The 23,350-nt window shown below is 70.5% G+C and carries 14 protein-coding genes, 2 tRNA genes and 2 pseudogenes; 15 read left to right on the forward strand and 3 right to left on the reverse strand.

Annotated features, from left to right (window positions below):
• The first annotated feature begins 55 nt into the window (after positions 1–55).
• From AB0N06_RS06100 to AB0N06_RS06130, 7 genes are all read left to right on the forward strand, one after another.
• Positions 56–1,567 carry a class I SAM-dependent methyltransferase gene (locus AB0N06_RS06100; protein WP_366133497.1) on the forward strand — a complete coding sequence of 504 codons (1,512 nt, stop codon included), beginning with the start codon at positions 56–58 and terminating at the stop codon, positions 1,565–1,567.
• A 533-nt stretch (positions 1,568–2,100) separates the two neighbouring features.
• Entirely contained in the window at positions 2,101–2,298 is a 198-nt protein-coding gene (locus tag AB0N06_RS06105; RefSeq protein ID WP_366133498.1) for a hypothetical protein, read from the forward strand.
• Between the two features lie 334 nt (positions 2,299–2,632).
• Positions 2,633–5,488, forward strand: coding sequence for a type I DNA topoisomerase (topA, locus tag AB0N06_RS06110; RefSeq protein WP_366133499.1), 2,856 nt, complete (start codon positions 2,633–2,635; stop codon positions 5,486–5,488).
• 152 nt (positions 5,489–5,640) lie between these two features.
• Entirely contained in the window at positions 5,641–8,763 is a 3,123-nt protein-coding gene (gene tmk / locus AB0N06_RS06115; RefSeq protein ID WP_366133500.1) for a dTMP kinase, read from the forward strand.
• Positions 8,764–8,882: 119 nt separating this feature from the next.
• Positions 8,883–10,088, forward strand: coding sequence for a DNA polymerase III subunit delta' (locus tag AB0N06_RS06120; protein WP_366133501.1), 1,206 nt, complete (start codon positions 8,883–8,885; stop codon positions 10,086–10,088).
• Between the two features lie 88 nt (positions 10,089–10,176).
• A complete protein-coding gene (locus tag AB0N06_RS06125; protein WP_366133502.1) occupies positions 10,177–11,706 on the forward strand; it encodes an alpha/beta hydrolase in 1,530 nt (509 codons plus the stop codon).
• A gap of 125 nt (positions 11,707–11,831) precedes the next feature.
• A tRNA-Thr gene (locus tag AB0N06_RS06130) sits at positions 11,832–11,908 on the forward strand.
• Between the two features lie 451 nt (positions 11,909–12,359).
• Here AB0N06_RS06130 and AB0N06_RS06135 read toward each other — a convergent pair.
• Complete coding sequence (locus AB0N06_RS06135) at positions 12,360–12,560, reverse strand: hypothetical protein (protein ID WP_366133503.1); 201 nt, start codon at positions 12,558–12,560, stop codon at positions 12,360–12,362.
• Positions 12,561–12,807: 247 nt separating this feature from the next.
• On the opposite strand from AB0N06_RS06135, the gene AB0N06_RS06140 reads away from it, so the two are divergent.
• The 8 genes and pseudogenes from AB0N06_RS06140 to AB0N06_RS06175 all read left to right on the forward strand — a co-directional run bounded on the left by AB0N06_RS06140 (position 12,808) and on the right by AB0N06_RS06175 (position 21,184).
• Positions 12,808–12,906 (forward strand) — tRNA-OTHER (locus tag AB0N06_RS06140).
• 454 nt (positions 12,907–13,360) lie between these two features.
• Positions 13,361–14,527, forward strand: coding sequence for an ROK family protein (locus tag AB0N06_RS06145; RefSeq protein ID WP_366133581.1), 1,167 nt, complete (start codon positions 13,361–13,363; stop codon positions 14,525–14,527).
• 407 nt (positions 14,528–14,934) lie between these two features.
• Positions 14,935–16,233, forward strand: a complete 1,299-nt coding sequence (locus tag AB0N06_RS06150) for an extracellular solute-binding protein (protein WP_366133504.1) — start codon at positions 14,935–14,937, stop codon at positions 16,231–16,233.
• 104 nt (positions 16,234–16,337) lie between these two features.
• The gene (locus AB0N06_RS06155) at positions 16,338–17,294 is read left to right on the forward strand and encodes a sugar ABC transporter permease (RefSeq protein ID WP_366133505.1); all 957 of its coding nucleotides are present in this window, start codon (positions 16,338–16,340) and stop codon (positions 17,292–17,294) included.
• Entirely contained in the window at positions 17,291–18,136 is an 846-nt protein-coding gene (locus AB0N06_RS06160) for a carbohydrate ABC transporter permease (protein WP_366133506.1), read from the forward strand. The genes AB0N06_RS06155 and AB0N06_RS06160 overlap by 4 nt, the downstream gene beginning before the upstream one ends.
• 70 nt (positions 18,137–18,206) lie before the next feature.
• A complete protein-coding gene (locus tag AB0N06_RS06165; protein WP_366133507.1) occupies positions 18,207–20,009 on the forward strand; it encodes a beta-galactosidase family protein in 1,803 nt (600 codons plus the stop codon).
• Positions 20,010–20,600: 591 nt separating this feature from the next.
• Positions 20,601–20,750, forward strand: a pseudogene (locus tag AB0N06_RS06170) (S1 family peptidase); the annotation flags it as partial.
• 155 nt (positions 20,751–20,905) lie between these two features.
• On the forward strand, positions 20,906–21,184 hold the full coding sequence (locus AB0N06_RS06175; RefSeq protein ID WP_366133508.1) for a hypothetical protein: 279 nt from the start codon (positions 20,906–20,908) through the stop codon (positions 21,182–21,184).
• 6 nt (positions 21,185–21,190) lie between these two features.
• Here the strand turns inward: AB0N06_RS06175 and AB0N06_RS06180 are convergent, their stop codons facing one another.
• Entirely contained in the window at positions 21,191–22,885 is a 1,695-nt protein-coding gene (locus tag AB0N06_RS06180) for a bifunctional 3'-5' exonuclease/DNA polymerase (RefSeq protein ID WP_366133509.1), read from the reverse strand.
• A 61-nt stretch (positions 22,886–22,946) separates the two neighbouring features.
• Positions 22,947–23,319, reverse strand: a pseudogene (locus tag AB0N06_RS06185) (ABC transporter permease); the annotation flags it as partial.
• Between the last annotated feature and the right edge of the window lie 31 nt (positions 23,320–23,350).

Consider the following 23,350-nt stretch of genomic DNA (forward strand, 5'->3'; position numbering starts at 1 on the left):
GCTTGGATGCTGCCGGGCCGCTGCCGTCGTCGGTGGGAGCGGCCACAATGGGCGGGTGAGTACGACCAGCCTCCCCGCGCCCGACCGTTCGCCCCGGCTCCGCGAAGCCCTGCTTGCCGCCGCCTTCACCGCCGACGGTCTCCTCGACCTGCTCGGCGCGCCCGCCTATGCCGCGCTCGCCCGCAGCGAGACGGTTCCGGCACTGCGGGCCACCCGTGGCGACTCCCCGCTCGACACGCTGGTGCGGCTCTTCCTGCTTCAGCGCCCCGTCCCGTACGAGCGGGCCCGCGCCGCGCTCCCGCTGGACGCGTGCGTCGAGGACGGCTGGGTGATCCGCGCGGGCGACGAGGTGCGGGCCGCCGTCGACGTGCGGCCGTACAGCGGGCCCGAGGCGCAGGACTGGTTCATCGTCTCCGACCTGGGATGCGCGGTCGGCGGCGCGGGTGGCATCGGTTCGCGCGAGGAGGGGGTGGTCCTCGGCGTCGGTGGGGCGTCGTCCACACTCGCCGGGATCACCGTCCGTACACCGGTCGCCTCCGCGCTCGATCTCGGTACGGGCTCCGGCATCCAGGCGCTGCACGCCGCGCAGCACGCCACCCGGGTCACGGCCACGGACCTCAACCCCCGCGCCCTCGCCTTCACCCGGCTGACCCTCGCCCTGTCCGGCGCCACCCCGGCCGATCTGCGCGAGGGTTCGCTCTTCGAGCCGGTCGACACCGAGACGTACGACCTCATCGTGTCGAATCCGCCGTTCGTCATCTCGCCGGGCGCCCGTCTCACGTACCGCGACGGCGGCATGGGCGGCGACGACCTGTGCCGGACGCTGGTGCAGCAGGCCGGCGACCGGCTGAACGAGGGGGGATACGCGCACTTCCTCGCCAACTGGCAGCACGTAGAGGGCGAGGAGTGGCAGGACCGGCTGCGCTCCTGGGTGCCGCGCGGCTGCGATGCCTGGGTCGTCCAGCGCGAAGTGCAGGACATCACGCAGTACGCGGAGCTGTGGCTGCGCGACAGCGGCGACCACCGTACGGATCCCGCGGAGTACGCCGCGCGGTACGACGTCTGGCTGGACGAGTTCGAGGCCCGCAAGACGAAGAGCGTCGGTTTCGGCTGGATCACGCTCCGGAAGTCCGTGGCCGCCGCCGACGGGAATCCGTCGGTCGTGATCGAGGAGTGGCCGCACCCGGTGGAACAGCCGCTCGGCGCGGCCGTGGAGGCCCACTTCGCGCGCCAGGACTATCTGCGGACGCACGATGACGCGGCGCTGCTCGCCGACCGCTTCACGCTGGCTCCGGAAGTGATGCAGGAGCAGGTCGGACTGCCGGGCGCGGAGGACCCCGAGCATGTGGTGCTGCGTCAGAACCGCGCCATGCGGCGTGCGACGAAGGTCGACGCGGTCGGCGCCGGTTTCGCGGGCGTCTGCGACGGGACGCTGCCCGCGGGCCGGATCCTGGACGCGATCGCCCAGTTGATGAACGAGGACCCGGTACTGCTGCGCGACCGTACCCCGCAGGCGATCCGGCTGCTGGTGGAGGAAGGGTTCCTGGAGCCGGTGGGGGCTGCCTGATGAGCGCGGAGCGGTGACCGCCGGGTGATCAATCGAGCTGGACGAGACGGTGCTCCGGGCGACCCGGATCGCCATCAGCCCGCTGTCCCGACGTGTTCCTGGTGTCCCATGTGGCGGCTTCCGTGCTCCTGCTGCTGACTGGCGCGAATGTGCCGCGCGAGACCCTGCCGGGGTGGATGCGGGCCGTCGGGGACGTTCGTCCGCCGCCCCATGCCGCCGAGGCCGCCCGGGATTGTCCGCAGGGGGGTGGCTTGGACCGGGGACGGCTCGGCGCCGAGCCGTCCCCGGGGGGCCGGATACGCGGTGCTCGCCGTGGTCCTGCCGGCGGTGTTCGGACGTAGTCGGCGTCGCGTGACCCTCGACCTGATGCGATCCGGCCCACGAGCGCGGCCCGGGCGGAGCGCGCCCCCGTGGACTGCGGCCCTGGAGTTCACCCGGGGTTCGCACCGGTGTCGCCCTCGAGTGACAGCCTCCCCCTGACCCGAACCGGGCATCGGCCCTGGGCCGGGCGTGTCACGGAGAGGCGTACGGGCATGGAGAGCGGACCTGCGGTATTCGCCGGAACGGCGTTCGCGCTGTTCGGGGCCGGGCTGCTGGTTTGGACGGGGGCGCGCGTCGCACACCACGCGCCGGTGGCGTACGGGGTGCGCCCCGTTGTCTCCGCCACACTCGCCACTCTGTTCGGCGTACTTTTCCTCGTCCTCGGCGTGGGGTGCTTCACGTGTATCTGATCCACGGCTGCCGCCTCGCCACCCACGTCGCGGCCGTGTGATCACCCGGCCCGGGACGTGAACACGCCCGGCTGTCCCGCCACCGACCTCCGGCGGCCGCAGCACCGCCACGGTGCCGCGAAACCCGCAGGCAGCGACCGCGCGCGCCGCGTATCGGGCACTCCGGGCGGCAGGAATGGCGGAAGTCGGGTTACCGTTCGAGTGGCCGTTGCGGGCTTTTGCCGTTTGACACGGGGGCGGGTTGTACCGTCACACTCCGCAGCGACAGCACCGTCGGCAGCGTCATCGCGTTGCCCGGATGCCCACTGAGTGTCGACCGGAGAGAAGAGCGAAGTTGTCCCCGACCAGCGAGACCGCACAGGGCGGCCGCCGACTCGTCATCGTCGAGTCGCCTGCCAAGGCGAAGACGATCAAGGGCTACCTCGGCCCCGGATACGTCGTCGAGGCGAGCGTCGGGCACATCCGCGACCTGCCGAACGGTGCCGCAGAGGTTCCCGACGAGTACACCGGCGAGGTCCGTCGGCTCGGCGTCGACGTCGAGCATGACTTCCAGCCCATCTATGTCGTCAACGCGGACAAGAAGGCACAGGTCAGGAAGCTCAAGCAGCTGCTGGCCGAGTCCGATGAACTCTTCCTCGCCACCGATGAGGACCGCGAGGGCGAAGCCATCGCGTGGCACCTGCAGGAAGTGCTGAAGCCCAAGGTTCCGGTCCACCGGATGGTCTTCCACGAGATCACCAAGGACGCGATCCAGGCCGCCGTCGCCAACCCGCGCGAGCTGAACCAGCGCATGGTCGACGCCCAGGAGACCCGCCGTATCCTCGACCGCCTCTACGGCTACGAGGTCTCGCCGGTCCTGTGGAAGAAGGTCATGCCGCGGCTCTCGGCAGGCCGGGTCCAGTCCGTCGCCACCCGACTCGTCGTCGAGCGGGAGCGCGAGCGCATCGCCTTCCGTTCCGCCGAGTACTGGGACCTGACCGGCGCCTTTGCCACCGGCCGTACCGGTGACGCCTCCGACCCGTCGACGCTGACCGCCCGCCTCAGCGCGGTCGACGGCCGCCGGATCGCCCAGGGCCGCGACTTCGGTCCGGACGGACAGCTGAAGTCCGGGTCCGGCCAGGTGCTGCACCTGGACGAGACGAACGCCCGGGCCCTGGCCGCCGCGCTCGCCGACTCCGCGTTCGCCGTGCGGTCCGTCGAGTCGAAGCCGTACCGCCGTTCCCCGTACGCCCCGTTCCGTACGACGACCCTCCAGCAGGAGGCGAGCCGGAAGCTGGGCTTCGGGGCGAAGGCCACCATGCAGGTCGCACAGAAGCTGTACGAGAACGGCTTCATCACCTACATGCGTACCGACTCCACGACGCTCTCCGACACCGCGGTCTCCGCGGCGAGGGCGCAGGTCACGCAGTTGTACGGCGCCGACTACCTGCCGGACAAGCCGCGTACCTATGCCGGGAAGGTCAAGAACGCGCAGGAGGCGCACGAGGCGATCCGCCCCTCCGGCGACCGCTTCCGCACACCCGCCGAGACCGGTCTGACCGGCGACCAGTTCCGGCTCTACGAGCTGATCTGGAAGCGGACCGTCGCCTCCCAGATGAAGGACGCGGTCGGTAACTCGGTCACCGTGAAGATCGGCGGCCGGGCGAGCGACGGACGCGACACCGAGTTCTCCGCGTCCGGCAAGACGATCACCTTCCACGGCTTCATGAAGGCGTACGTCGAAGGCGCCGACGACCCGAACGCCGAGCTCGACGACCGTGAGCGCAGGCTGCCGCAGGTCGCCGAGGGCGACGCGCTGTCCGCTGACGAGATCTCGGTCGACGGCCACGCGACCAAGCCGCCGGCCCGTTACACCGAGGCCTCGCTGGTCAAGGAGCTGGAAGAGCGCGAGATCGGCCGCCCGTCGACGTACGCCTCGATCATCGGCACCATCCTCGACCGCGGCTACGTCTTCAAGAAGGGCACGGCGCTCGTCCCGTCCTTCCTCTCCTTCGCCGTGGTCAACCTGCTGGAGAAGCACTTCGGCCGGCTCGTCGACTACGACTTCACCGCGCGGATGGAGGACGACCTCGACCGCATCGCGCGGGGCGAGGCCCAGTCCGTGCCGTGGCTGAGGCGTTTCTACTTCGGCGAGGGCGACGACGCCGTCAGTGGCGCGGCCTCCGCCGCGGGCAACGGCGACGGCGACCACCTCGGCGGTCTCAAGGAGCTCGTCACCGACCTCGGCGCGATCGACGCCCGGGAGATCTCCTCCTTCCCCGTCGGCAACGACATCAAGCTCCGCGTCGGGCGGTACGGCCCGTACATCGAGCGCGGTGAGAAGGAGGCCGAGGGCCACCAGCGCGCGGACGTGCCGGAGGACCTGGCGCCCGACGAGCTGTCGGTCGAGTACGCGGAGGAGCTGTTGGCCAAGCCGAGCGGCGACTACGAGCTCGGCGCGGACCCGGTCACCGGCAACCAGATCATCGCGAAGGACGGCCGGTACGGTCCGTACGTCACCGAGGTGCTGCCCGAGGGCACCCCGAAGACCGGCAAGAGCGCGGTGAAGCCGCGGACCGCGTCGCTCTTCAAGTCGATGTCGCTGGACACGGTGACACTGGCGGACGCGCTCAGGCTGATGTCGCTGCCGAGGGTCGTCGGCGAGGACGCCGAGGGCGTCGAGATCACCGCGCAGAACGGGCGCTACGGCCCGTACCTGAAGAAGGGCACGGACTCGCGTTCGCTGACGTCCGAGGACCAGCTCTTCGACATCACGCTCGAAGAGGCTCTCGCGATCTACGCCCAGCCCAAGCAGCGCGGGCGCGCCGCCGCCAAGCCGCCGCTGAAGGAACTGGGCACGGACCCGGTGAGCGGTGCTCCGGTCGTCGTCAAGGACGGGCGCTTCGGCGCGTACGTCACCGACGGCGAGACGAACGCGACGCTGCGGACCGGCGACAGTGTCGAGGACATCACGCCGGAGCGCGGCTACGAGCTCCTCGCGGAGAAGCGCGCCAAGGGACCCGCCAAGAAGAAGACGGCGAAGAAGGCCCCGGCGAAGAAGGCGCCCGCGAAGAAGGCGACGACGGCCAAGAAGACGGCCGCGAAGAAGACGACGGTCGCGAAGAAGACGACGGCAGCCAAGAAGACGACGGCAGCCAAGAAGACGACCGCGGCCGCGAAGAAGGCGTCCGCGTCATCCGTCGAGGACTGACCGCACCGGCGGTCAGCGCGTTCCCGAACACCCGAGGGGCTGGACATTCCAGCCCCTCCGGCGTGCGGGGGAGCACCTCCGCACCCCGCTCGGGCGCCCATATGTTCGGACGGGGCCGTCGCCGACCGCGCCGCTCCGGATAGGCTGGGCGGATGACGCGAGCCGAGCAGCCAACGGTCGTGAGCCCCACCTCCGACACACTTGCCGCAGACTCACGCGAGCGCGCCGTACGAGTTCTGTTGCGTGTTCCCCCGCTGAAGCGGTTGTGGAGCGCCCAGCTCGTCGGGAGTATCGGCGATGCACTCGCCCTTCTCGTGCTGGTGTTGCTGTCGCTGCAAGCGGCGGTCCTTGAGGGCTCATTCGGACCCGGATACCGCGGGGCGGCCTTTGCCGTCGCCGCCGTGTTCGGTGCCCGAATCCTTGCCACGCTCCTCTTCGGAGCCGTACTCCTGGGGCCGCTGACGACACTCACCGCGCCCGGCGGACCGCTGGACCGGCGGTGGCTGATGATCGGGGCGGACGGCCTGCGGCTCGCGCTGCTTGTCGTCGCACCGCTGTGGATCGACTGGATGCCCGACAGGGCGCTCATGATGATCCTCATCACCGTCTTCGTCACCGGCGCCGGCGATCGGCTGTGGACGGTCGCGAAGGAGAGCGCCGCCCCCGCGCTGCTGCCCTCCCCGCCCCCCGAGGGCGCCGCGGTACGCCCGCTGCCCGACCACCTCGACGCCCTGCGCAGGCTCTCCCTCCGTACGGACTTCGCCGCCGTCCCCGCCGCCGCGGCCGTTCTGCTGGTCGCCGCGCTGATCGGCCATCTGCTGTCCCCGGCGCTGGAGTGGTTCTCCTTCCACCAGGCGGCTCTCGGCTCGTACGTCGCGGCCGGGCTGTTCTCCGCCTCGATCTCGATCCTCTACTTCCTCGAACTCCCCGGTTCTCCCACGCCCCGCCCGCGCTCGCCCCTGGAGGGTCTGCGACGGCCGCCCACCGGCGGCGGCCCGGACAGGGGCCGCACCGGCGCCGTCCCGCTGCTCGTCGGCGCGTGCGCGGCCGTCGCCGGAGCGATCGCCGCCGCAGCCGCCGTCGCCGCACTGCACGCCTACGACCTCGGTGGCGGACCGGCCACGTTCGCTCTGCTGATCCTGGCTCTGACGGGCGCCACAGGCGCCGGTATCCGTACCGCGGAGAAGGTGCTGCCCACCTTGTCGCGACGCCGGATGCTCGCCCTCGCCACCGCCGTCACCGGGGTCGCGCTCCTTGCGATGGGTCTGGTGCCGGACACGGCGACCGTGGTGTTCCTCGCGGTCCTCGCCGGTTACGCGGCGGGTGTCGCGGGCAACACCGGCCACACGCTCGTCGATCAGGAGACCGAGGAGCCCCGCCGGACCAGGACGACCGAGCACCTCCAGGCAGTCGTCCGGGTCCTGATCGCGCTCGGCGCGGTCGCGGGACCGCTGCTGGCCGCGGCGATCGGCACCCACCGGCTGAAGGCCGGAGACTTCGTCTTCGCGCACGGCGGCGCAGCGTTCGCCCTCATGCTCATCGGCGCACTGCTGCTGCCGGTCGCCGCGATCGTCCTCGCGAAGACGGACGACCGTTCCGGAGTGCCGCTCCGCCGTGACCTGCGCGAGGCCCTGCGCGGTGGCGAGCCGGCTGTCGCCCCCGCCGCCACCGGCTTCTTCCTCGTCCTGGAGGGCGGCGACGGGGCCGGCAAGTCCACCCAGGTCGCGGCGCTCGCCGAGTGGATCCGGGCCAAGGGCCACGAGGTCGTCGTCACCCGCGAGCCCGGCGCCACGCCGGTCGGCAAGCGGCTGCGCTCGATCCTGCTCGACGTGTCGTCGGCCGGGCTCTCGAACCGGGCCGAGGCACTGCTCTACGCCGCCGACCGCGCCGAGCACATCGACTCGGTGGTCCGTCCGGCCCTGGAGCGCGGCGCGATCGTCATCTCCGACCGCTACATCGACTCGTCCGTCGCCTACCAGGGCGCGGGCCGCGATCTCTCCCCGACCGAGATCGCCCGGATCTCGCGGTGGGCGACGAGCGGACTCGTACCGCATCTGACGGTGCTGCTCGACGTCGACCCGGAGACCGCACGGGAACGGTTCACCGAGGCGCCCGACCGGCTGGAGTCCGAGCCGCCCGAGTTCCACGCCCGGGTACGGTCCGGCTTCCTCACACTGGCCGCAGCGGACCCGACCCGCTACCTGGTAGTGGACGCCGGCCAGGAACCGGAATCGATCACCACCGTCGTACGCCACCGGCTCGACCAGCTCCTGCCGCTCTCCGAGGCCGAGATCAAGGCCCAGGAGGAGGCACGCAAGGCGGCCGAGGAAGAGGCCAGGCGCAAGGCCGAGGAAGAGGCGGCGCGCAAGGCGGAGGAGGAGCGGCTGGAACGCGAGCGCCAGGAGCAGCTCGCCAAGCTCCGCGCCGAGGAGGAGGAGCGCAAGCGCCGCGAGCTGGAGGAGGCGCGGCAGCGCGAGGCCGAGCGGCAGGCGGAGGAGGCCCGCCGGCAGGCCGAGGAAGCCCGTCGGGTCGCCGAGGAGGAACGGGCCCGGCGCGAGGCCGAGGAGCAGGCGCGCGAGGCCGAGCAGGAGCGGCTGCGCAAGCAGGCCCAGGAGGAGGCCCGGCTGCGCAAGGAGGCCGAGGCGCGGCGGCTGGAGAAGCAGCGCAAGGCGGAGGAGGCGCTGCTGCGGGCCGAGGCAGCCCGGCGGCAGGCCGAGGCCGAGGCGGCCGCGGCGGCGGAGGCCGCCCGCGCGGAGGCGGCCGCATCCGCTTCCGTCCCGGACAACGAGCTGACGGTGCCGACGCCGGTCGTCAGTTCGAACGAGGTGACGCAGCAGGTGCCGTCACCGGTCGACACGCCTTCGGACCAGGCCGAGACCGCGATGATCCCGAGGATCACCGAACCGTCCGAGCGGCCTGCGGTACGGGACGCCACGGGCTCCGCGGACGAGACGGCGGTACTCCCGCCGGTCCGTGACGAGCACCCGGCGGACCGCGTTCCGCGGGGCATCTTCCGCGACGAGCGCCCGGCGGACGCCGTACCGGAGGGCGATAACGAGCGGACCCGGGAGCTGCCGCAGATCAGCGATCCGCACGCCGTCCCGGAGGCAGCCGAGGAGCGGCGTCCGGGCCGGGGCCGCCGCCGTCGCCCGGAGTGGGCCGAGGAGACCCCGCTGGACGATCTGCCGACCCTGGCCGACGAGCTGCTCGGCGACCACGACCAGGACGACGAGGGTCATGGCACCTCCGGACGGGGCCGCCGCCCGCGCCGCTGAGAGCGGCTGCGGCGGGTGGCCCGGGGGGTGAGGGGCGGACCGGATCGCCGGGAATGTCAGACCCTTCCGCCACAATGGGAAGCCGGAGCCGTAGACCACCACCGGAAGGGCGGTGACCGATGACCGTATGGGACGACCTGGTCGGCCAGGACCGGGTGCAGGAGCAGCTCGGCGCCGCCGCCCGGGACGCCGATGAGCTGGTCACCGCTATTTCCGCGGGGGGGCAGGTGCCGCCGGGGTCGAAGATGACCCACGCCTGGCTGTTCACCGGACCACCGGGTTCCGGGCGGTCCACCGCTGCCCGCGCCTTCGCCGCCGCTCTCCAGTGCACCAGCCCGGACCGCGCGCTGGGCGGCGCACCGGGGTGCGGTTTCTGCGACGGCTGCCACACCAGCCTCATCGGGACGCATGCCGACGTCGAGGTGGTCCGTACGGACCTGCTCTCCATCGGCGTGAAGGAGACCCGTGAGCTGGTCCGCCGCGCCCAGCTGTCCCCGGCCGTGGGCCGCTGGCAGGTGATCATCCTGGAGGACGCCGACCGCCTCACCGAGGGCGCGGGAAACGTGCTCCTGAAGGCGGTCGAGGAGCCCGCGCCCCGTACGGTGTGGCTGCTCTGCGCACCCTCGCTCGAAGATGTGCTGCCCACCATCCGGTCCCGCTGCCGTCACCTCACCCTGCGCACGCCCCCCGTCGACGCCGTTGCCGATGTGCTGATCCGGCGTGACGGAATCGAACCGGAGCGGGCCGCGGCAGCGGCTCGCGCCACTCAGGGGCACATCGGCCGGGCCCGCCGCCTGGCCACCGACGAGAAGGCCCGCGCGCGCCGCGCGGCCGTGCTCAAGCTTCCGCTCCGGGTGGAGGACATCGGTGGTTGTCTCAAGGCCGCCCAGGAGCTGATCGACACCGCCACGGAGGACGCGAAGCAGGTTTCCGAGGAGGTGGACGCCAAGGAGACGGAGGACATGAAGGCCGCACTCGGCGCGGCTGCCGGAGGCCGGATGCCGCGCGGCACGGCAGGGGTGATGAAAGAGCTGGAGGACAAGCAGAAGCGCCGCAAGACGCGTACCCAGCGCGACAGCCTCGACCTCGCCCTCACCGACCTGACCGGCTTCTACCGCGACGTACTGGCGCTGCAGCTGGGCTCGCAGATCGCCCTCGCCAACGTCGACGTACGGGACGCGCTCGACCGCATCGCCCGGTCCTCGACGCCCGAGCGCACCCTGCGCCGGATAGAGGCGGTGATCGCCTGCCGCCGGGCGCTGGACCGCAATGTGGCGCCACTGCTCGCCGTGGAGGCGATGACGATGGCTCTGCGCGCCGGCTGATCCGCCCGCGGTCCTCGCCGGGCACCGCCGATTCATCCGAATGGGTAACGAAACGGGCCAGTCACCGCGTGAGGGCTACGCTCCGGGCATGGATACCAGGCGTCTGCTCCGTACCTTCGCCACCGTGCTCGGCACGACCGGCCTACTCGTCACCGGCTGCAGCAAAGGCAGTTCGACGACGAGCCCGTCGAGCCCGACGCCCGCGGCACCCGCGGCGCTCCAGCCGTACTACGCGCAGCATCTGAACTGGCGGGACTGCGGCGTCTCCGGTTTCCAGTGCGCCACGATGAAGGCGCCGCGCGACTACCGGAAGCCGGGCGGCGGCGACATCAAGCTGGCCGTCTCCCGGAAGAAGGCCACCGGTCCGGGCAAGCGGATCGGCTCCTTGCTGGTGAATCCGGGCGGCCCCGGCGGCTCGGCCATCGGCTACCTCCAGAACTACGCGGCCCTCGGCTACCCTGCCGCGGTCCGCGCCCGCTACGACATGGTCGCCATCGACCCGCGCGGCGTCGCCCGCAGCGAGCCTGTCGAATGTCTCACCGGCCCGCAGATGGACGCGTACACCCAGGTCGACCAGACCCCCGACGACCGTGCCGAGGTCACGGAGCTGGGCGCCGCCTTCGACACGTTCGCAGACGGCTGTGAGCAGCGCTCCGGCACGATCCTGCCGCATGTCTCCACCGTCGAGACGGCCCGCGACATGGACATCCTGCGGGCCCTGCTCGGCGACGAGAAGCTGACGTACCTCGGGGCGTCGTACGGCACCTTCCTCGGTGCGACGTACGCCGAACTCTTCCCCGGCCGGACCGGCCGTCTCGTCCTCGACGGTGCGATGGACCCGTCGCTTTCGTCGCTGGAGATGAACCGCGACCAGACGGCGGGCTTCGACGTCGCGTTCCAGGCCTTCGCCGCGGACTGCGTGAAGAGGTCGGACTGCCCGCTCGGCACCACCTCCACCACGGACGCCGCGGCCCGGCTGAAGCAGCTCTTCACCGACCTCGACGCCAAGCCCGTCCCGGCCGGCGACTCCCGCAAGCTCGGCGAGTCCCTCGCCACCACCGGTGTCATCGCCGCCATGTACGACGAGGGGACCTGGCCCCGTCTCCGTAGCGCCCTGGCCGGCGTCCGGGCGGGCGACGGGTCCGGCCTGCTCGCCCTGTCCGACAGCTACTACGAGCGCAAGCCGAACGGCACGTACGCCAACCTGATGTTCGCCAACGCCGCGGTGAACTGCCTGGACGCGCCCCCGGCCTTTACCGGTCCGGACGCCGTCGAGAAGGCCCTCCCCGGCTTCGAGAAGGCCTCCCCGGTCTTCGGCAAGGCCTTCGCCTGGGCTGCCCTGAACTGCGCCCACTGGCCCGCCGCGCCCACTGGCACCGCGCACCGCATCACGGCGAAGGGCACGGCCCCGATCGTCGTGGTCGGCACCACCCGTGACCCGGCGACCCCGTACAAGTGGGCCCAGTCCCTCGCTGCCCAGCTCTCCTCGGGCAGGCTCCTCACGTACGAGGGCGACGGTCACACCGCGTACGGCCGTGGCAGCCACTGCATCGACGCGGCGATCAACACGTACCTCCTGGACGGCACCCCGCCGGCCGACGGCACGAAGTGTTCCTGACCTCCCGCGGCTCCCTCCGCCCCCTGACCTGCGCATTCGGCTCCGGAGGCGGGTGGTGCGGAGCACCCTCCGAAACTGTGTAAACTTAGCGACGCTGCTGCTCGCACCATAGTGCGACAGGGCGTGCCGCCTTAGCTCAGTTGGCCAGAGCAACGCACTCGTAATGCGTAGGTCTCGGGTTCGAATCCCGAAGGCGGCTCCACCGTGAACCCCAGGTCAGATATCTGACCTGGGGTTTTTTTCATGGGTGTACGCCTTCCGCGCGGAACCCGTCGTGCACGTTCCGCTCATCGTTGCCCGGAAGGCGTCCGGCCGGAAGTTCGGAGCGCGGGTCATCGACTGGATGTCCCGCCTCGCGGCCCTGGAAGGGCGGAACTGGGTTCGACACTTGGCGCACGGACACTGGGCTGCACGCCTACTTTGAGCAGCTTGGTTTCAGGCATGTCCGCACGGAGGCGCCGCCGCACCGGCTCTCGGGATGGCTCGCTCAACGGCCGGCGGGTGAGCTAGTGCCGGACGACCTTCTGCCCGTCCGCCCTGCTGTCGGGAGTCAGAGCACGGACGCAGTCGCCAACGCGGGAGTGCCCCACCAGAGGACATGACTCGCGCGCAAGGCGCCCCGCGGCGCGTGGCTGCGGGGCGCCTTGTGGGGTTTAGTCGATCTGCTCCCCGTCGTGCGTACCGCCCTTGCAGTGGTTGTCCGCCAGATCGGGCGTTCCGCCGCCCTGCTTGCACTCAGAAGGGGTGACGTAGGACGGGGCGCCCTGTGCGGTGGCGGTGGCGGCGGCTGTGAGGCCGAGTCCGGCGAGGGCTGCCGTGGCGATGACGGCGGCGAGGGTTCGTCGAATGCGCATGTGGTTCCCCTTTCACGGATTGCCTCGGTTGGGGCACTAGTCAGCTTGATCTCCACCCATGTGGGTGGCGCGTCATGTCACGCCATTCGGGTGACAGTGCTGCCGGGTTCGGGGTCGGTGACGCGACCCGTGGGACAGGCCCAGTGAGTCCGTTCCCGGGAGGACGTGGGTCTCACTTGGGGTCTCATTGCCGCGCTGTCCAGTGTCGTCCGGGGACGTCCCGCGAGAGGCGATTCACAGCCCTGACGTCGCCCTTTGACAGTTGGCGAACAGTGTCGGATGGCTGCGGACCAAGATCGGACAACTCGTCATGCGTAGGTCTCGGGTTCGAATCCCGAAGGCGGCTCCGCCATGAACCCCAGGTCAGACATCTGACCTGGGGTTTTTTTCATGGGTGTACGTCTTCCGCGCGGAACCCATCGTGCCCTTCCCGCTTGGCGCTGTGCTGGATCCCGGGCGGATCGGTCCGGTGCTCACTCCTGCCGGTCCGGGCGCGAACTCACCTCCCGGTGCGACCCCAGGGCGCCAGGCCGGCCGCGGAGGGCAGTGCCTGGCTGCCGAGGCTGGGCATCCCGTCTCGGGCCCGGTGCCGGCCGTGGTGGAGCAGTCGCCGGAGAGCGGTCCTCGCCGACGCGTTCGCCGCCCGGGAGCTTGCCGCCGGTGAGTCGGCGGCGGCACCCGAAGGCTCTCCTGCCCTCACCATCCCTTGCCATTTCTTTTCTTGACGCGCAAAAATATCTCCATCACACTCTTGGTAACACTGAGTCGGCCATGTGATGGAGAGGCGTGATGTGAGCGCGATGACGGCCCTGGTTCCGGACCAGACGGGAGCCGAGATCTTTGCCCAGGTGCTGACCGCCGGCCCGATCTCCAGGACGGTGATCGCGCAGCGGCTCGGGCTGTCACCCTCCACGGTGACCAGGCTGCTCGCGCCGCTGATCGAGGACGGCTATCTGAGCGAGACCGGACAGCAGAGCGCGTCGGGCCTGGGCCGCCCCCAACGCCTGCTGCGGGTCAACACCGAGCAGCACCTGGTCGTCGGGATCCAGATCGCGCGCACGCATGTTGCGGCTGTGCTCACCGACCTCGGTGCACGTCCGCTGTGCCGCCTGGAGCAGGTGCTCGATTCCCTGGAGCCCGCTCATGTGCTGGCGGTGGCGGCGGAGCTGACAGCCCGGCTCATCGCGCAGGCGCCGAGTGCCGACGCGAGGGTGCTGGGTGTCGGGGTCGGCGTGGGCGGCCACGTCGACGCGGCGAGCGGCGTGTGCCGTTCGGCGGTGCGGCTGGGCTGGACGGATGTCGCTGTCGCCGCTCCGCTGAGCGCGGCCACCGGGCTTCCGGTGGTGGTGAACAACGACGTCAACGCCTTGGTGATCGCTGAGCGTTGGTTCGGCGAGGGCCGGGATGTCGGTTCGTTCGCCGTGATCTCGGTCGGACGTGGCGTCGGTGGTGCGCTGATGCTTCACGGAGTTCTCCACTCGGGTGCCGGTGGACTGGCCGTCGAGTTCGGGCATGTGCCGATCGAGCCGAATGGTCCGGACTGCGCCTGCGGCAACCGCGGCTGCGTGGAGGCGCTGGCCTCCTCCGATGCGGTGCTGCGGATGTTCCGCGAGGCCGGTGGTCGGACCGAGGCCGACTACGACGCCGTTGTGGAGCTCGCACGGTCGGGGTCGGAGGTCGAACGACGTGCCGCGCTCGATGCGTTCGCCGTGGCCGGCGACGCGCTTGGACGTGGACTGGCATGCCTGTGCAACCTGCTCAACCCGGGACTGATCGTGATCGCGGGTGAAGGCGTGGTGGCCTATGAGCACTTCGGGCCCGCCATGACTGCGGCGTTGGAGCGCCACGCCGTCTCCACCGCGGCCCGCGACTGTGTGATCAAGGTCGACGAGGCCAGCGAGACGTTGTGGGCGCGGGGTGCCGCCTGTCTGGTCATCAGGGAGAGTGTCCGTGCCCGGTTGTCCTGAGCGGCCGAGCCCTGTCCCGCCTCCTTCGCCGAAACCCCCATGTGCCGGTCGGTCTGAGCCATTGTGGACAGGGCCGTCGCCGCCGGAATTCAAATGACGCGATATTCGACTCTCATCCCCTGGTGTCGCCCGCCTGTTATTACTCGGTAGATTTCTGTCGATGCATCGAAACGCGCTCGGCTGCTCCGTGAATGCGCAGGTCAGGACAGCGAGGTGGCGAAGCATGCCCTGAAATCGTGCCGTCTGCATTGCGCTGAAAAATGCCGTGCAAGGGTGTTGACCGGCCCGCCGTGGTGCGCTGAATAATTCTTCGTAATTTCCGAACGCGATTGTTCGACGCCTTCTCCGATCTTGTCTCTTCTGCTTGATCCGCCATCCCGTCATCACGGCCGTCTCATGAGGAATTCATGCGTACGTTCACATCCAGATCCGCCGCTGGTGCGGCAGCCCTCTCCTTTGCCCTGCTGGTGACCGGATGTTCCAGTTCCGACGACGCCGGTGGTTCGTCGAAGGCTGGGCCGGTGTCGCTGGAGTTCTGGGGCTGGGCCCCGGGCTACGACAAGATCACCGCCCAGTGGAACGCTGCCCACCCGGACATCAAGGTGACGTTCAAGCAGATCCCGTCCGGCGCCAAGGGCGGCTACGACCAGATGACCAACGCGATCACCGCGGGCAAGGCCCCGTGCCTGGCGCAGGTCACCTACAACGACATTCCGTCGATGCTGGTCAAGAAGGCGCTGATGGACATCACTCCGTACGCCTCCGGTGACTCCGGCACGTACCTGGACTGGACTGTCGCGGCGTCCTCGGCCGGCGGCAAGATGTACGGCGTCCCCGTCGACACCGGGCCGATGGCCCTGTACTACCGCGCCGATCTGTTCAAGAAGTTCGGCATCTCCAAGCCTCCCGCGACCTGGGACGAGTACGCCGCCGACGCGGCCAGGGTTCACGCGGCGGACCCGAAGGTCGCCTTCGGTACCGCGCCCCAGGACGCCTACGACATGGCCGCCTTGACCTGGCAGACCGGCAAGTCCTGGTTCGGCACGCGGAACGGGTCGTGGCAGGTCTCCATCGACAACCCGGGCACGCAGCAGGTCGCCACGTACTGGCAGGGCCTGAAGGACAAGAAGTTGGTGATGAACAACGGCAACGCCTGGGACCCGACGTTCGACAAGGCGTCGGAGGCCGGCAAGGTCATGACCTTCGTCAATGCCGCCTGGGCCGTCCCGGGCATCAAGGGGGATCTCAAGGACCTCGCCGGCAAGTGGGCCGTGGCCCCGATGCCGACCTGGACCGCGGGTGACAAGACCAGCGCGAACTCCGGCGGTTCCGCCACCTCCGTCCTGACCGGCTGCAAGACGCCCAAGGAGGCCGCGCGGTTCGCCGCGTTCCTTTCCAGCGACCCGGACGCGGTCAGCACCGGCATCAAGGTCGGCGGCCTGTATCCGGCGGCGAAGGCCGGTCTGGACAACCCGCTGCTGTCCCAGGGTGACCCCTACTTCGGCGGGCAGAAGATCTACGACGTCTTCAAGGAGTCCGCGGCGAACATCCCCACCACCTGGGTCGTCGGGCCGACGTTCGGTCAGGTCGAGGCGGACTACTCGGACGCGATCGGCAAGGGGGGATACCCCCAGGCCACGGCCACGGTTCAGCAAAAGACGGTCGAGAAGATCAAGAGCCTGGGGCTCTCCGTGACCGGCGGCTGATGCCCGGGGGGACGTCAGGTCACCCGAGGATTCCCGCGGTGCCGCTCAAGGGTGCGGCGCCGCGGGACCGTGTCCATACCGCAAGCGCGCGAGGAACGAACACTATGAGCACCCAGACAGCTTCACCGCCTGCACCGGCGCCGCCGCGCGTGGTGGCGGGGCCGAGTCGCCACCACCGCTGCCGGACCGCGCTGAACGCCGCCGGGTTCCTGGTTCCGTTCGGCGTCCTGTTCATCGCGATGATGCTCGCACCGATCGGCTACGCGATCTATCAGAGCTTCTACCAGGTCCAACGCCAGGGCCTGTTCGGCGGTGCGCAGACCGAGCGGTTCGCGGGCTTCGACAACTTCTCCGCCGCCCTCCACGACGGCGACTTCATGGCCTCGCTCGGCCGGGTGATGCTGCTCGGTGCCTTTCAGGTGCCGGTGATGCTCGGGCTGGCCCTGGTCCTCGCGCTGCTGCTGGACTCGCGTTCGGCCCGATTCAGGAAGACCTTCCGGCTGACCTTCTTCCTGCCCTACGCGCTGCCCGGTGCGATCGCTGCGGTGATGTGGTCGTTCCTGCTGGTCAAGGACCTCTCGCCGTTCACCGGGCCGCTGGCGGCGATCGGTATCCACACCGACTTCCTGTCGGCCGGCTGGATCCCGGTGTCGATCGGCAACATGATCACCTGGGGGTGGACCGGTTACAACATGCTGATCATCTACTCGGCGCTGCAGGCCGTGCCCGGCGACGTGATCGAGGCCGCGGCCCTCGACAACTGCACCGGCTGGCGCCTGGCCTGGTACGTCAAGATCCCGATGGTGCGGCCCGCCCTGGTCCTGACGACCGTCTTCTCCATCATCGGCACCGCCCAGCTCTACACCGAGCCGGCCGTGCTCGCCGCCGCGCGGATACCCGGCGCCTCTAACAAGTTCAGTCCGATCATGAACACCACGCTCACCGCCTCCCAGGCGGACCCGAACCTGGCCGCCGCCGAATCGGTTCTCCTGGCCCTGGTCACGCTGGTTCTCTCCTTCGGATTCCTGAAGTTCACTCAGCGAAGGGCGGCCGACGCATGACCACCACCCGCAGCCCACTCACCGAACGCCTGGCCGTCAACGCGATGCTCGGCCTGATGGCCCTCTACACCCTCATCCCGCTGTGGTGGCTGTTCGTCTCGGCGACCAAGGGCGAGGGATACCTCCACCAGGGCAGCCCACTGTGGTTCTCGCACTTCGACCTGGACGGCAACCTCAGCCGCGTCTTCTCCTTCCAGGACGGGGTCTTCTCCTCCTGGCTGGCCAACAGCGCGCTCTACAGCCTGGTCGGCGCGGCGGTCAGCACCCTGCTGTCGGTCATGGCCGGCTTCGCCCTGGCCAAGTACCGGTTCCGCGGCCGCGAGACGATCTTCAACGTGATCCTGGCCTCGGTGCTGATCCCGGCACCGATGTTCGCCCTGCCGCTGTTCCTGATGCTGGCCGAGCTGCGGCTGACCGACACCTACTGGGCCGTCCTGCTCCCCAGCTTCGTCAGCCCCTTCGGCGTCTACCTCTCGCGCATCTACGCGTCGGCGTCCGTCCCCGACGAACTCCTTGAGGCGGCGCGCATCGACGGCGCCGGTGAACAGCGGACCTTCTTCCGCATCGCGATGCCGGTCATGGCCCCGGCGCTGGTGACGATCTTCCTGTTCCAGTTCGTCAGCGTCTGGAACAACTACCTGCTGCCCGCGCTCATGATCAACGATGCCTCCAAGCTGCCGGTCACCGTCGGCCTGGTCCAGTGGCGCTCGGAGTTCGCCAACGGCGTCTCGCCGATGCTCCCCATCACCGGGGCATTCGTCTCCCTGGTCCCGCTGCTCGTCGCCTTCGTCGTACTGCAGCGCTTCTGGCGCAGCGGTCTGACCGCCGGCGCCGTCAAGTAACCGCAAACCCCACCGACCCATGCGGTGCCCGGCGCCGCACAGAAACAACAACGACCGAGAGCAGCAAGGTATGAGCACGCGACCCGACCTGACCATTGACGGCGACCGCTTCCTGCGCGGCGGCCGCGAGCACCGCGTGGTCTCCGCCGCCGTGCACTACTTCCGCATCCACCCCGAACTGTGGCGCGACCGGCTGCAGCGCCTGCAGGCCATGGGCTGCAACACCGTCGAGCTCTACATCGCCTGGAACTTCCACCAGCCCACCCCCGGCCCGGCCCGCTTCGACGGCTGGCACGACGTCGCCGCCTTCATCCGCGAGGCCGACGCACTCGGCCTCGACGTCATCGCCCGCCCCGGCCCCTACATCTGCGCCGAATGGGACCTGGGCGGACTCCCGGCCTGGCTGCTCGCCGACGAGTCGATGCGGCTGCGCACCGCCGACCCCGCCTACCTGGCCGCGGTCGACCAGTGGTTCGATCAGCTGATCCCGGTGCTCGCCGAACTCCAGGTCTCGCGCGGCGGCCCGATCGTCGCCGTCCAGGTCGAGAACGAGTACGGCAGTTACGGCAACGACAAGGCCTATCTGGAGCACCTGAAGGACGGCCTCGTCGCGCGGGGCATCGACTGCCTGCTCTTCACGTCCGACGGCCCCGAACCCCGCATGCTCGCCGGCGGCACCCTCCCCGGTGTGCTGGCCACCGCCAACTTCGGCTCGCGCCCCGACGAGGCCTTCGCCACCCTCGCCACGTTCCAGCCGGACGCCCCGCTGGCCTGCATGGAATTCTGGAACGGCTGGTTCGACCACTACGGCGACCCCCACCACGTCCGGGACGCCACCGACGCCGCCGAGGCGCTCGACGGGATCCTCGCCGCCGGGGGATCGGTCAACATCTACATGGGCCACGGCGGAACCAACTTCGGCTGGTGGGCCGGAGCCAACCACACCGGCAAGACCCTCGCCGAACCCGGCTACATGCCCACGATCACCAGCTACGACTACGACGCGCCGATCGGCGAGGCCGGCGAGCTCACCGAGAAGTTCCACGCCTTCCGCGAGGTCATCGGCCGCCACGTGCCGCTGCCGGACACCGAACTGCCCGCCCAGCCGCCCCGGGTCGACCCCCAGACCATCACCGCCACCCCGGTTGCGGCCCTGCGCGACAGCCTGGACCTTCTCTCCGTCGCGACGCACCGCCCGGCCCCCGAACCGATCGAGAAGCTCGGTCACCACCGCGGCCTCGTCCACTACCGGCACCGCATCACCGGACCCGCCGGGCCCGCCACGCTGACCGTCGACGGCATCCGGGACCTGGCGCAGATCTTCCTCGACGGGCACCTGGTCGGCGTGCTCGAACGCGACGAACCGAACCCGACCCTCGAACTGACCGTCCCCGAGGGCGGCGCGGAACTGGAGATCCTCGTCGAGCCCTTCGGCCGGGTCAACTACGGCCCCCACCTGGCCGACCGCAAGGGCCTGATCGCCGGCGTGCGCCTGGACTACCAGCACCTGTTCGGCTGGGACATTCGGGTGCTCCCCCTCGACGACCTGGCGGCCCTGCCCACAGCCCCTGCCGTCGAGACCGCCGACGGCCCCGTCTTCCACCGCGCCGTCGTCGACCTGCCCGAGGTGGCCGACGCATTCCTCGCCGTCCCGGGCAGCGACCGCACCCTGGTCTGGCTCAACGGCTTCCTCCTCGGCCGCCTGCGGACCGAGCAGGGCCCCCAGCGCACCCTCTACGCCCCGGCGCCCCTGTGGCGTGCGGGTGCCAACGAGGTCCTGGTGCTGGACCTCGCCGGGGCCGCCGCGCCACTCGCCGTGGAACTGCGGGCACAGCCCGACCTCGGGCCGAGTGCGCCGGCACCCCGGTACTGACCGAGAGCACCATCGACGTCCAGTAGGCACGGAGGAGCGGTAGGCGTTGCTTCATCGGCTCGGCGAGCCCTCCGGGCCACCATCCGCCATGCAGCGTCCGGGCCGCTCCAGACGGGGTGAATTTTTTCCTTTTCTTCTCTTGACTACGGACAAATAAGGAGGAAGCTAGCTAATACACCAGACAACCGGTGAGAGCCACACCGCCGGTGGAGACGTCCATCGACCCGAGTGACACCCATCTCGGCAACTGGCTAGGCTCCCGGGAAGAGCAACGTATCGACAACGGAGTCGTCGGCGACGACTGACGCTTGCGGGTCGATATGGAGCACCGGGAGCCACCGTATGTGCGGTCCCGGTCTGTAGATGACGAAACGCTGCGTGACGTCCTGCAACCAGCTGGTCGGCTGATTCTCCGGCGGCGTGCCCGTGGCCCCATGTTCGAATCCCGGAGACGGCTCAGGAAACCCCAGGTCACTCGACGTGACCTGGGGTTCTTCCTTGTCCGGACGAGGGGGTATCTGTGCGCGGCGCCCGCCGCCTTCTCGTGCCGCGACCTGTGGTGGATCCCGAATGATTCGTACGGCTCCCTCAGCGACCGGGAAGCCGCGGATGTTCACCGATCTGCGTGGCGGCGACGCGTCCTGCATGGACGGCTCCGGGCGCTGCTGAATCGGCTTCCCCATCAGGCGCGGCAGCAGCTGGTCCGGGTTCGTCGGCGCCGGGCACTGCGGAACCTCTGGGGCCAAAACCGCTGCGTGGGCGCGCCCAGGTTCGGGCCGGAACGGAAACGTTCCTGGTCAGGGCCGCTTTCCCCGTCCGGCCGGCGACCTGCGCGGACGGCGCGCGGAGTAGCCTGGAGAAGTCTCGGCCTGCGCGTGCGAAGGGGGCCGTCTCTCATGGACAGCTTGATCACCGCGGCGGTCGTCCTGGCGATGATCGCGCTGACGGCGTACGTGATCCATCTGCTCAATTCCCGGCACCGGCACCGGCATCTGCGGGCCGTGCACTACGACCATGGGGTGGCCGGGTTCGGCGGGTTCGGAGGGCCGGGTGCGGGTACAGGGCGCGTCGCTCCGCCCGCGGAAACGGTGCAGCCCACACAGCCGACACAGCCCACGCAGTCGGTGCGGAAGGGTGAGCCCGGGACAGAGGCGGCCGAACGCCCCGACGGGTGAGCTCTGCTACTTGGCGTCGGAGTAGCGTTCCACGATCGCCGTCGTAAAAGGGAAGCGCACCGGCGTCCTGCCGAAGGCGGTCCGCCCCGCCAGGTCACCGGCGGCCCGGATCGCCTTCACGACTGCCTCGGCCTCCTCTTCGGGGCAGTGCACCATCACCTCGTCGTGCTGGAAGAAGACCAGTTCGGCCCGGAGACCGGCGGCGGCCAGGGACCGACGCAGTGCGGCCAGGAACAGCAGCGCCCAGTCGGCGGCGCTGCCCTGCACCACGAAATTACGGGTGAAGCGGCCGCGCGCCCGGGCGTTCGACGAGGCGTAGCCCGGCGTGAACTCGCCCTCCCCGGACGGCTGTTCGTCGCTCTCCTGCGGGATACCGGCCTCGTCGTCGTCCCCGCGCCCGACCGCCGGCGGACTGGTCCGACCCAGCCAGGTCCGTACGAGACGGCCCTCCTCGCCCGCCTTCGCCGCGTCGTCGACATACGCCACGGCAAGCGGGAAGCGTCGTCGCAACGCCGCGAGGTTCTTCAGGCCGTCGCCCGAGGTCTGGCCGTAGATCGCTCCCAGCAGCGCGAGCTTGGCGTGGTCGCGGTCGCCGTGGAAGGCACGGTCCGACAGCGCCGTGTAGAGGTCGCCGTCATGGCCCGCGACCTCCATCAGGCCGGGGTCGCGGGAGATCGCGGCCAGAACCCTCGGCTCCATCTGGTCGGCGTCGGCGACGACCAGCCGCCAGCCCTCGTCGGCGACGACCGCCTGCCGTATCACCTTGGGGATCTGCAGCGCCCCGCCGCCGTTGGTGGTCCAGCGGCCGCTGACGGTGCCGCCCGGCTGGTACTCGGGGCGGAACCTGCCGTCCCGCACCCAGTCCTGGAGCCAGCTCCAGCCGTGCGCCGTCCAGATCCGGTACAGCTTCTTGTACTCGATCAGCGGCTCCACGGCCGGATGGTCCAGTTCCTGCAGTTCCCAGCGGCGAGTCGACTTCACCTTGATCCCGGCCTGTGCGAACGCCCTGACCACATCGGCGGGAAGGTCCGGGCGGACCCGACGGCCGAACGCCGTGGACACCGCTTCGGCCAGCTCGGCCAGCCGGCGGGGTTCGCCGCCGCCGGCGTACCGCTCGCCCAGCAGGTCGTGCAGGAGTTCCCGGTGCACGTCGGCCCGCCAGGGCAGACCGGCCCGGTTCATCTCGGCGGCGACCAGCATGCCGGCCGACTCGGCGGCCGTCAGCAGACGCATGCGGCCGGGGTGGGTGGTGGCGTCGTGGCGGCGGAGCTGCTCCGCGTACACCTGGAGGAGCGCCTCGAAAGGGATGTCCGTGCCGGACTGCGGCTCGAAGAGGGAGGACTGCGAGCCGGGCTCCGCGGCGCGGGAGGGGGGATCGGGGGGTACGGGGGCGTTACGGAGGCGGGCGTGGGCGGCCGCGGCGGAGCGGGGTTCGCCGAGCCGGCCCTCGTGCGCGAGGAGGAGGGACTCGGCTGCCTCGATGTCGTAGCAGCGGTCGATCCGTACGCCCGCGGCGAGCAGGCGGGGGTAGATCTCGGCGGTCGACCGCCAGACCCAGCGGATGACGTCCGGGCGGGAACGGACCGCCTCCACGAGGTCGGGTTCGGTCAGGACCGGGGCGGCGGGAAGGCCGTCGGCAGTCAGGGGGGTGAGGCGGGCGCCGCCGGTCTCCGTGGTGGCCAGAGCCCAGCGTGCGGTCATGTCTGTGAGTCTGGCAGGTGGGACTGACAGCGGGGCGGGGCACCGCGCGACCGGTGCCGTGCAGGGCGGCGACGACCGCCGTCCTGTCCGCGCCGGGAGCGAGGCGTGCGTCGATGCGGTCCACCTGAGCCGTCGGTGCGTTCGCCGCCGTCACGTACGCGCCGTTGTTCCCCCGTACCGATCGCCGGCACCGCCGCGATCCGCAGCGACACCGGGCGGCCGTCGCCGAGCCATACCCGTACCGTCGCGCCCACCGTGTGCTGCTCCCACTCCTCGTTCACGACGATCGAACGGTCGTCGAGGTCACGCACGTCGCCCGCCACCACCGGCAGCCGCTCGACGGCCGCGAGCGTCTTCGCGTCGTCGACGGCCCGCGCCTCCGACTCGATGAGCGCGGTGCCCTCCTCCCGTACGAAGACCGCGGTCGACGCCGACGCGTCCGTCGCGGGCCACCGGGCCGAGCGC

The sequence above is a fragment of the Streptomyces sp. NPDC051020 genome (assembly GCF_040683105.1).
Lineage (GTDB): Bacteria > Actinomycetota > Actinomycetes > Streptomycetales > Streptomycetaceae > Streptomyces.